Annotated in this window: 6 protein-coding genes and 1 tRNA gene; 5 read left to right on the forward strand and 2 right to left on the reverse strand. The window is 41.2% G+C overall.

What is annotated here, in order from left to right; translation table 11 throughout:
- Positions 1-11: 11 nt before the first annotated feature.
- Complete coding sequence (locus B2W36_RS12895; protein ID WP_293884530.1) at positions 12-1,628, forward strand: arylsulfatase; 1,617 nt, start codon at positions 12-14, stop codon at positions 1,626-1,628.
- A gap of 55 nt (positions 1,629-1,683) precedes the next feature.
- Here the strand turns inward: B2W36_RS12895 and B2W36_RS12900 are convergent.
- Positions 1,684-1,770: transfer RNA gene (locus B2W36_RS12900), tRNA-Ser, on the reverse strand.
- 127 nt (positions 1,771-1,897) lie between these two features.
- Complete coding sequence (locus B2W36_RS12905; RefSeq protein ID WP_293884531.1) at positions 1,898-4,015, reverse strand: HD family phosphohydrolase; 2,118 nt, start codon at positions 4,013-4,015, stop codon at positions 1,898-1,900.
- A 150-nt stretch (positions 4,016-4,165) separates the two neighbouring features.
- Between B2W36_RS12905 and rpe the strand changes: the two genes are divergently transcribed.
- From rpe to B2W36_RS12925, 4 genes are all read left to right on the forward strand, one after another.
- Complete coding sequence (rpe, locus tag B2W36_RS12910) at positions 4,166-4,846, forward strand: ribulose-phosphate 3-epimerase (protein ID WP_293888049.1); 681 nt, start codon at positions 4,166-4,168, stop codon at positions 4,844-4,846.
- Positions 4,847-5,203: 357 nt separating this feature from the next.
- Positions 5,204-7,966 carry a bifunctional aconitate hydratase 2/2-methylisocitrate dehydratase gene (locus tag B2W36_RS12915; RefSeq protein WP_293888050.1) on the forward strand — a complete coding sequence of 921 codons (2,763 nt, stop codon included), beginning with the start codon at positions 5,204-5,206 and terminating at the stop codon, positions 7,964-7,966.
- Positions 7,967-8,014: 48 nt separating this feature from the next.
- On the forward strand, positions 8,015-10,282 hold the full coding sequence (locus B2W36_RS12920) for an aconitate hydratase (RefSeq protein WP_293888051.1): 2,268 nt from the start codon (positions 8,015-8,017) through the stop codon (positions 10,280-10,282).
- A 165-nt stretch (positions 10,283-10,447) separates the two neighbouring features.
- The gene (locus tag B2W36_RS12925; protein ID WP_293884532.1) at positions 10,448-11,320 is read left to right on the forward strand and encodes a hypothetical protein; all 873 of its coding nucleotides are present in this window, start codon (positions 10,448-10,450) and stop codon (positions 11,318-11,320) included.
- Positions 11,321-11,368 lie beyond the last annotated feature (48 nt).

Raw genomic sequence — 11,368 nt, forward strand, 5'->3', positions numbered from 1 at the left:
AAATGAAGAACATGAAAAAGATAATTTTGACATTATACCTTGTGGTTGCTACACTGTTAGGTTATGCACAACAAAGAAAGCCAAATATCATTTTGATTTTGGCCGATGATTTAGGCTATTCCGATATTGGAGCATACGGTTCGGAAATTTCTACACCCAATTTGGATCGTTTAGCCAATGAAGGGCTAAAGCTGACGCAATTTTATAACAATTCGATATGTGCGCCGACAAGGGCCTCCCTAATCACAGGGCAATATCAACACAAAGCTGGCGTTGGGTATTTTTCCAACGATCTCGGACTGCCTGCCTATCAGGGTTATATTAATTCGGAATCACTGACCATTGCCGAAGTCCTCCGGTTGAATGGTTATATCACGGCAACCTCGGGTAAATGGCACGTGTCTGGAAAAGGGAAAAGTTTGCCCTGGGAGCGCGGTTTTGATTTGGTATTTCCAAGAGTGGAAAAAAATGCAGATTCAGGCGCGCCGACTTTTCATGAACAAACCGATTCTGAAGGCTATCCCTTGGAAGGTTCATTTTCGACAGAGGTAATCAATCGTCAAGCTGAGGCGTTTTTGGATCAAATCAAAACGCAGGATAAACCTTTTTTTCTCTATTTGGCACATACAGCCCCACATTGGCCATTAGTAGCGTTGCCGCAAGATATCGCCAAATATAAAGGCCGGTATGACAGTGGGTGGGAGGTGATACGTCAAGAGCGCTTTGAACGCCAGAAACAATTAGGACTGGTATCCCAAGCGACCCAACCATCGCTTGTTGATGCGGATATTTACGATTGGTCACGATTATCATTTGATCAAAAAAAGCTGTGGGCAAAAAAAATGGAAGTGTTTGCGGCTATGGTCGACAGATTGGATCAGACTATAGGAAAATTGTTAGATAAGCTAAAAGACAACGGACAATTGGACAATACACTGATTGTTTTCTTGTCAGACAACGGTGCGCCGGCCGAAGATCTTGTTCGCTGGTATCATGGCGCCCGGATAAATAAAGGACCGGTTGGGACACTGGGTTCTTATGAATCGCAGAGTAAAAATTGGTCATATGCCTCCAATACACCTTTTAAAGCATTTAAAGATTATACCTATGAAGGTGGGATTAATACCCCATTTATAGCTTGGTTTCCTGGTAAAATCGCGAAAGGCGTCAAGCAGGGCACTGGTCACGTCATTGATCTGGCACCAACTTTTTACGATTTGGTTGGTGCGGTATATCCAAAAGAATACGAGGGGCATAAGGCGAATGCTTTACCAGGAAAGAGTTTGCTTCAGGTTTTGTTCCAAAATCAAGATACCGTTCGGCGACAAGAAGGTTTATTTTGGGAGCGCGCTGGTAATCGAGCTGCACGTATTGGAAAATGGAAACTTGTATCGAGCTGGCCGTCCTATAAATGGGAACTTTATGATCTTGCGCAGGATCCTACTGAACGGAACGATGTTGCCGGACAGCATCACGACGTCGTGTCTCATTTGTCTACTGCTTATTTCCAGTGGGCGAAAGAAAACGGTGTTGTGGATTTTGCAGAATTGGAAGCTAAGGAACCCAAAAGTATGAAGGATTTTAGGGAAAGTAAAGTGCAGGAAATCCCGGTGCCGCGCAATTTCTAACTGCTTAAATGTAAAAAAGCTTTCTGATTTATCAGAAAGCTTTTTTTGTCTTTTGCGGAGAGGGCGGGATTCGAACCCGCGGTACCGTTTCCAGTACGACAGTTTAGCAAACTGTTCCTTTCGGCCACTCAGGCACCTCTCCTCGTTTTGACATTGCAAACATAAAGCAATTATTTGATTCTGCAAAGTCTAAATAATAAAAAAAATGCAAAAAAAATGTAACGTTGCAATAAGCGTTTGACAGTCAATTTGTTGTTTGGCAATTAAAATTATATTGTTTTTTTGCTTAAATCGTAATCCACCCGAACATGATAGATACTTTTGAGCATCGCCTTAAAAATAACCGCAGATTCGGTGATATCTTTTAAGGTAATGTTACTATTGTTGAACTGTCCACGCATCAATTTGTGTTCAATAATCTTATCCACAAGATTATTGATGGACTCTTCGGATGGCTCTTTTAATGCGCGGGACGCAGCTTCAACGGAGTCTGCCATCATGAGCACTGCTGTTTCCTTTGAAAAAGGAATGGGGCCTGGATAGGTAAATAACGACTCGTCCACCAATTTATCCGGATTGTTCTTCACGAAAAGGTTATAGAAATAATCTACACGGGTAGTGCCATGGTGCGTGCGGATAAAATCAAGGATAACGTCTGGCAATTGATGTTTTTTAGCAATATCGACACCCTTTATGACGTGCGAAATAATAATCTGTGCGCTTTGTTCAGGGGATAGCTCGTCGTGAGGATTCTTTTCTGTCTTTTGATTCTCGATGAAAAATTGAGGGTTAGTCAATTTGCCGATATCATGATAGAGTGCTCCGGCACGTACCAGTAGTGGATTTCCACCAATTTTATAAATTGCCGCTTCCGCAAGATTAGCTACCTGTAAGGAATGCTGAAAGGTCCCCGGGGCTTTGAAAGAAAGTTCTCTTAGCAATTTGGAATTACTGTTAGTAAGCTCCATGAGGGTAAGGTCAGACACGATACCAAACAATTTTTCAAAGGCATAAATCATGGGGTAGGCAAGGAGCGTAATCAATACGCTGACGAAGAATGGAAGGAGGTCGGACCAATAGATCGTGTCAATGGAACCATTTCTGGTCACCACCAATCCAATATAGGCAATCCAGTAGGTTCCCAGAATGATTGCCGATGAAATAAACAATTGCTCTCTTTTAACCAATGTTTTGATACTGTAGATCGCAACTATACCCGCCATAAATTGTAGAAAAACAAATTCAAAGCTATTTGGGACGAATAATCCTGCTAATAGCACCATCAATAGATGGATATTGAGCGCCACACGTGTGTCAAATAAAATACGAATGATAATGGGGACCGCACAAAACGGTATATAGTAAAGGTTGGGTATTTTGATTTTAATGGCCCAGGATAAAACGGCAAGCATACCGATGATGACGATCATGATAATGACGAGCAATCTGTTGTTAAAATAGATGTCTTTTCGAAACAGAAAAAGGAACACCATCAAAATAGAAAGCGCCAGTGAAATGATCAAAAATTGACCTAAAGTCACATAATTTTGGTTGCCACTGATCTTGCCTTCGTCTTCGTATACCTTACGTAACGATTCAAGCTTTTGGTAGGTTTCATTGGAAATTATTTTATCTTTTTCGGCTATCAGTTCCCCTTTTTGGACAACGCCACGCGTAGCTGAAATGTTGGCAATCGCGTTTTGTTCCAAGGCCTCTGTCTGCTGATCATTATAAATGTAGTTAATGGTAATATAGTTTTTTAGTGTCTCCACCAGCCAGCTCTTTTGTTTTATTTTGGTCAGTTTGGGCATAATGTCGTCCATATAACTGTAGGAGCTCTCGATCGTATAGCAGTCGGCCGTATTTTTTTGGCTGGCGACTTTGTCTTGAATGAGCGTAAAATTATAATGCTTAGAGGCTGGGGATTTGTCGTTACTACGGTTTTGAAATCTATTGTTCAACGATAGGATACCTTTGCTATAGAGATGATTGAGGATGGCGTTTCCGGCATTTCTATAATCCGCTATATTTTCATGTGTCGTATCTAATTTGCTGCTCTGCCACTTTTCGGCCAGATCGGTGTTGAATTGATCAATTTGCTCTTTGCTGGTGGTTGTATTGGCATTGTAGATAGGCTGAATGGTATTTAAGATACTTTTCTTGTCCGCATTCAATTCTTCTTGCGTTTTTAATATGGCAAAATTGTAGGGCGATATTAGATTTTCGTGATTCCATACTTTACCTTTTTGAAATTCATAGCGGAAACGGGGTTGTTTGGGAAGAAATATACAGATCAAAAAGATGGTAATAAGTATTAATCCAATTTTGCGGACAAGGTTTTCCGTTGTATTTAATTCTCTTCTGTATTTTATTTTTAGTCTTCCCACTGCGAGCTTTATTTTTATATGCTGTAAATATACAAATGTAGTTATAATTTATTTTCTGCAGCTTCTGCCAATTTTCGTTTATGGGCATTAAATAGGGTAAAGGCTGTGATGAACAAAAAATACTTGTTATCTTTGCAGAAAAAATACAACATGTCAACAAAATCACATCTCATTGCACCATCCGTTCTTGCTGCAGACTTTGCAAAATTATACGATGATATCATCACGGTAAACAACAGCGACGCAGATTGGTTTCATATTGATATTATGGACGGCGTTTTCGTTCCTAATATCTCTTTTGGATTTCCAGTTATGCAGGCTATTGCAAAACATGCAACTAAACCGTTGGATGTACATTTGATGATTGTTGATCCAGATCGTTATTTGCAAGTATGTAAAGATTCAGGCGCAGCAATTATTACTGTGCATTACGAGGCCTGTACGCATTTGCATCGTACACTGGCTGCTATTAAAGAGTTGGGGTGTAAAGCTGGGGTTGCATTGAATCCACACACTCCGGTGGCTCTTCTGAAAGATGTGCTAGCGGATTTAGACTTGGTTTGCATCATGTCGGTCAATCCGGGATTTGGTGGTCAAAAATTCATTAATAACACCTATGCCAAGGTTCAGGAGTTACGAGCGATGGCTGCGGGTGTGAACGATGGCCTGTTGATTGAAATCGACGGGGGAGTAACGACTGCGAATGCAGCACAGCTATTGAAAGCTGGGGCAGATGTGCTGGTGGCCGGTTCATTTGTGTTTAATGCCACAGATCCTTTGGAAACTGTCAAAGCGCTGAAAGATATTGATATACATGTAGAAACGATATAAAAAGAATAGGTGGTTTAGTCAAATAAATCACCTATTTTTTTTGAACGTCAGGCAGTAGAAATAGCGGATAGGAAAAAAACGGGCATGATTGCGCAAATGCTGTTTAGAACAATTCCAAATTGATTTAAATAGATGTAACGCATGCGTTTAAAGCTGTATTTTCACTATTTTTGTATTTAGTCATAGGAGTTGATTTACGACAAATAAGTTAACTTCAAACATGAAGTGGAAGGGCTAAATTGTGATTTGTTCGGGAAACCGATAGATGGCTTATTAGCTTAATTATATTACAGTCAAGGTGGTTTAGCAAGACATCGTGTCTTTTTGGCTACCCTTAAAATAGAAAGATAGATATCTATGAGTATTTACAACGATTACGTACAAGAGGTTGTAGAACGAGAAGGCCAGGGTTTACATCCTAAGCCAATTGATGGAGCAGAATTACTAAGTGAAGTAATTGCTCAGATTAAGGATTTAAACAACGATAATAGAGCAGATTCTTTACGATTGTTTATTTATAATACACTGCCGGGCACTACCCCTGCTGCTGGCGTTAAAGCTCAATTTTTGAAGGAAATTATTTTAGGCGAATCTGTTGTTGCTGAAATTACACCTGACTTTGCTTTTGAGCTATTGTCTCATATGAAGGGTGGGCCTTCTATTGCGGTGTTATTAGATTTAGCTTTGGGTGACGATGTAGTGATTGCAAAGCAAGCTGCAGAAGTGCTTAAAACACAAGTTTTCTTATATGATGCTGATACAGCTCGTTTGAAAGATGCTTATCAGCAAGGTAACGAAGTCGCTAAAGATATTTTGGAAAGCTATGCAAAAGCGGAGTTTTTCACGAAGCTACCTGAGGTGCCGGAAGAAATTGAAGTGGTTACTTTTATTGCGGGTGAGGGTGATATTTCAACAGATTTATTATCCCCGGGAAATCAGGCGCACTCACGTTCGGATCGTGAATTACATGGTAAATGTATGATCACACCTGAAGCGCAGCAGCACATTCGTGAATTGCAGGCGCAACATCCAGGTAAAAGTGTTATGCTGATTGCTGAGAAAGGAACAATGGGTGTAGGTTCCTCTCGTATGTCGGGAGTAAATAATGTGGCACTTTGGACCGGTAAACAAGCAAGTCCTTATGTTCCTTTTGTCAATATTGCGCCGATTGTAGGTGGTACGAATGGTATTTCGCCAATTTTCTTGACAACGGTAGATGTGACCGGTGGTATTGGTATCGACTTGAAAAACTGGGTGAAGAAAGTGGATGAGCAGGGTAATGTTGTGCGTAACGAGAAAAACGAACCCATTCTTGAAGAAGCTTACTCTGTTGCGACAGGCACTGTTTTAACCATTAATACAAAGACGAAGAAATTATATCATGGCGAGCGTGAGCTGATCGATATTTCGAAAGCTTTGACTCCACAGAAAATGGAATTTATTAAAGCCGGTGGCTCTTATGCGATTGTTTTTGGTAAAAAGATCCAAACATTTGCTGCAGAGACCTTGGGCATTCAAGCGCCTACCGTATTTGCTCCTTCAAAAGAGATTACTATTGAAGGGCAAGGCTTGACAGCAGTAGAGAAAATCTTCAACAAAAATGCGGTCGGTGTTACACCTGGTAAGGTCTTACACGCAGGTTCTGATGTTCGTGTTAAAGTAAACATTGTTGGTTCTCAAGATACAACTGGTTTGATGACCGCACAGGAATTGGAAGCTATGGCTGCTACGGTCATTTCGCCAACAGTGGATGGTGCTTATCAATCGGGTTGTCATACCGCATCTGTATGGGATAAAAAAGCGCAAGCAAATATTCCAAAACTGATGAAATTTATGAATGACTTTGGATTAATCACTGCGCGTGACCCACAGGGCGTATATCATTCCATGACTGATGTTATTCATAAAGTTTTAAACGATATCACTATCGACGAATGGGCCATCATTATTGGTGGGGACTCCCATACGCGGATGTCCAAAGGTGTAGCTTTTGGTGCTGACTCTGGCACGGTTGCATTAGCGCTGGCTACAGGGGAGGCTTCGATGCCAATTCCTGAGTCGGTAAAAGTTACCTTTAAAGGAAGTATGAAAGAACATATGGATTTCCGTGATGTTGTTCACGCTACCCAAGCGCAGATGCTGCAGCAATTTGCTGGAGAAAACGTCTTCCAAGGTAGGATTATAGAGGTTCACATTGGTACGCTTTTGGCTGATCAGGCGTTTACATTTACAGACTGGACAGCAGAAATGAAAGCGAAAGCTTCCATTTGTATCTCGCAAGATGATACCTTAATCGAATCGTTGGAGATCGCAAAAAAACGTATTCAGATTATGATCGATAAAGGCATGGAAAACAAAAACAATGTTTTGCAGGGCTTAATTGACAAGGCTAACAAACGTATTGAGGAAATTAAATCTGGCGCTAAGCCTGCTTTAACTCCGGATACAAATGCGAAATATTATGCTGAAGTTGTTATTGATCTGGATATCATTGAAGAACCGATGATCGCTGACCCAGATGTGAATAATGCAGACGTTTCCAAACGTTATACACACGATACGATTCGCGACCTTTCTTACTACGGTGGAAACAAAAAAGTAGATTTAGGTTTCGTCGGTTCGTGTATGGTTCACAAAGACGATTTGAAGATCGTTTCTAAAATGTTGAAGAACATTGAAAAACAAAAAGGCGCAGTTACTTTTGAGGCTCCTTTGGTCGTCGCAGCCCCCACTTATAATATTATTGATGAGTTGAAAGCAGAGGGCGACTGGGAATTCCTGCAAAAATACTCTGGATTTGAATTTAGCGATGCACTACCTAAAAGTACTGCACGTACAGAATATGAGAATATTATGTATCTAGAGCGCCCGGGTTGTAACCTCTGTATGGGTAATCAGGAGAAAGCCGCAAAAGGGGATACGGTCATGGCGACTTCAACACGTTTATTCCAAGGTCGTGTCGTGGAGGACAGAGACGGTAAGAAAGGAGAGTCTTTGCTGGCATCGACTCCTGTAGTTGTGTTATCAGCTATCTTGGGTCGTATTCCGAACATTGACGAATATAAAGCTGCTGTCGAAGGAATTAACTTGACAAAATTTGCACCTATTCCGACAAAATAGTAATAATTAGTGTTTAGTAACTTAATTAAACAAATAAATTAGAGAGATATGGCTTTTGATATTGATATGATTAAAAAGGTCTATAGCCGTTATGACGAGCGCATTGCTGCTGCTCGTCAGGTGGTTAATAAACCTTTGACTTTATCTGAGAAAATATTGTATGCACACCTTTGGGATGGCAATGCTACTGAAGATTATAAGCGTGGCGTTTCTTATGTTGACTTCGCTCCTGATCGCGTCGCTATGCAGGACGCTACGGCTCAGATGGCGTTATTGCAATTTATGCAAGCTGGACGTCCCAAAGTTGCAGTTCCTTCTACCGTTCACTGTGATCACTTGATTCAGGCAAAGGAAGGGGCAGATAAGGATTTGGCCCGTGCTAAAAATGAAAGCTCTGAAGTATTTAACTTTTTGAGTTCTGTTTCTAATAAGTATGGTATCGGTTTTTGGAAACCCGGAGCAGGTATTATTCATCAGGTTGTTTTGGAAAACTATGCTTTTCCGGGCGGAATGATGATCGGTACAGACTCACATACGGTTAATGCCGGTGGTTTGGGTATGGTTGCTATTGGTGTAGGCGGTGCTGATGCCTGTGATGTGATGGCTGGACTACCTTGGGAGCTGAAATTCCCGAAATTAATCGGTGTTAAATTGACTGGTAAGTTAAGCGGATGGGCTGCTGCCAAAGATGTTATCCTTAAAGTTGCTGGTATCTTGACCGTAAAAGGTGGAACTGGAGCGATTGTGGAATATTTTGGCGAGGGAGCAGAGTCGCTATCTTGTACAGGTAAGGGAACCATTTGTAACATGGGTGCTGAAATTGGTGCGACAACTTCGACTTTCGGTTATGACGAATCCATGGAGCGCTACCTACGTGCTACGGGACGTGCCGAAGTCGCTGACGCGGCAAATGCGATTAAACAACATTTGACAGCGGATGCTGAAGTTTATGCTAATCCAGAACAGTATTTTGATCAGCTCATCGAAATTAATCTATCCGAATTAGAGCCATCGCTCAACGGTCCTTTTACACCAGACTTGTATACGCCAGTGTCTCGGATGCGTGAAGAGGCTGAAAGAAATGGCTGGCCTTTAAAAGTGGAATGGGGATTGATCGGTTCATGTACAAACTCATCCTATGAAGATTTGTCACGTGCCGCCTCTATAGCAAAACAAGCGGTTGATAAAGGTTTGATTACTAAAGCTGAATTTGGTATAAATCCGGGGTCAGAACAAGTTCGTTTTACAGCTGATCGTGATGGTTTGCTGAAAACATTTGAAGACCTGAATGCAACGATATTTACGAATGCTTGTGGTCCATGTATTGGTATGTGGGATCGTGTAGGGGCTGATAAACAAGAGAAAAATACCATCGTTCACTCATTCAATCGTAACTTTGCGAAACGTGCAGATGGTAATCCTAATACCTATGCATTTGTGGCTTCTCCTGAACTGGTAGCGGCAATTGCAATTTCTGGCGATCTGGGCTTCAACCCAGTGACGGATACGTTGACGAATAATAAAGGTGAGCAGGTGAAATTGGATCCACCGGTAGGGGACGAATTACCTACCAGAGGATTCGCCGTAGATGATCCAGGTTACCAAGCACCGGCTGCTGACGGTAGTTCCGTTGTCGTTGATGTGGCGCCTACGTCCGACCGCCTCCAATTATTGCAGCCTTTTGCGGCATGGGAAGGCACTGATTTGAAGGGTTTGAAATTATTGATTAAAGCGAAGGGGAAATGTACGACAGACCATATTTCGATGGCTGGCCCTTGGTTGAAATACCGTGGACATTTGGATAACATTTCAAATAATATGTTGATCGGTGCGGTGAATTTCTTCAATGAGAAAACAGATAATGTTAAAAATCAATTGACAGGCGAGTATGGCCCTGTGCCAGCAACACAACGTGACTATAAAGCACATGGTATTGGTTCAGTTGTCGTTGGCGACGAAAACTATGGGGAAGGTTCATCCCGTGAGCATGCTGCAATGGAGCCTCGTCATTTGGGTGTTCGTGCGGTATTGGTTAAGTCTTTCGCCCGTATTCATGAGACAAATTTGAAAAAGCAAGGAATGTTGGGATTGACTTTTGCAAATAAGGACGATTATGATAAAATTCAGGAAAACGATACCATCGATATTATCGGTTTAACTGAATTTGCTCCAGGTAAGCCCTTAACGCTGGTATTGCACCACGATGATGGAACACAAGAGAAGATCTTGGCAAACCATACGTATAATGCACAACAGATTGAGTGGTTTAAAGCTGGTGGCGCCTTAAATATAATTCGCAAAAATCAAGCACAATAGTGTTGATTAGCATACAAAAAAAGCCGCTTTCGTGTAAAGCGGCTTTTTTATTTTGTTTTGGAATGACATTTCTGTGATCTTCGTCATATTTTACTAATTCTCATTGAATTTATTTGCTTATAAAATAGAATGCCGGTACTTTTGCCCAACGTTTTTAGCACTGATATGAGAAAAATATTTTTAACAATTGGAGCGCTTGCATTGAGCGTTTCGGCTTTATTTGCACAAGAAAATCCCGAAATAGGAAAGAGTATTTTCAAACCAAAAAATTTGAGAACCGAAAGTAATAAAGGGAAATTCTTTTTCTTTTGGGGGTATAACTTCTCTTCCTATGCAAAATCTGATATTCATTTCACAGGTCCCAATTATGATTTTATTCTTCACGATGTAAAAGCTGCCGATCGCCCAACTAAATTTGGTTCGACTTATTTTGATCCAAGTCGGTTGACGATCCCGCAATTCAACCTTCATTTTGGTTATTATATCAAAGATAATTATTCCATTTCATTGGGCTGGGACCACATGAAATATGTCGTCGATATACCTCAACAGGTAAAAATTTCAGGTTTTATTGGTGAAGAGATTTCTAATCCAGGTATCCCGACTGGAAACCGTGCCGGTCAATATAATGGTGAATTGATTACGGTAGATTCCGCTATGCTAACATTTGAACACACCGACGGTTATAATTTTGCTTCGGTGGGCTTGGAGCGTTACGATGATATCATCAACAATCGAAAGGGCCAACAGGTGCTGACAATGGAATCTGGTGTAGATGTAGGCTTACTAATCCCGCGTTCGGATGTTCATCTTTTTGGTGAGGGAGCAAACCACTTTTGGAACATTGCTGGTTATGGCGCTTCGGCAAAAGTTGGTCTGCACTATCGTTTTTACAAAGGGCTGTATCTTCAAGGAAATTTTAAAACTGGATGGACTGATCTAACCAACATTCGTACAACTGGAAGAAGAGGGGTAGACAAGGCGTCGCAACAGATCTGGTTTTTTGAAAACTACTGGGCTTTAGGCTTTAGGTTTTAAAACCATGTAAAAAAACAGGCTACTTTAAAGGAGGGCACTGAAAAAGTC

Source organism: Sphingobacterium sp. UBA3549 (assembly GCF_002376635.1).
GTDB lineage: Bacteria > Bacteroidota > Bacteroidia > Sphingobacteriales > Sphingobacteriaceae > Sphingobacterium.

Excerpts from the sequence above, each read along its gene's own strand:
- B2W36_RS12915 (WP_293888050.1), top strand. The coding sequence starts at position 5,204 with ATGAGTATTTACAACGATTACGTACAAGAGGTTGTAGAACGAGAAGGC.
- B2W36_RS12895 (WP_293884530.1), top strand. The coding sequence starts at position 12 with ATGAAAAAGATAATTTTGACATTATACCTTGTGGTTGCTACACTGTTA.
- B2W36_RS12925 (WP_293884532.1), top strand. The coding sequence starts at position 10,448 with ATGAGAAAAATATTTTTAACAATTGGAGCGCTTGCATTGAGCGTTTCG.
- B2W36_RS12920 (WP_293888051.1), top strand. The coding sequence starts at position 8,015 with ATGGCTTTTGATATTGATATGATTAAAAAGGTCTATAGCCGTTATGAC.
- rpe (WP_293888049.1), top strand. The coding sequence starts at position 4,166 with ATGTCAACAAAATCACATCTCATTGCACCATCCGTTCTTGCTGCAGAC.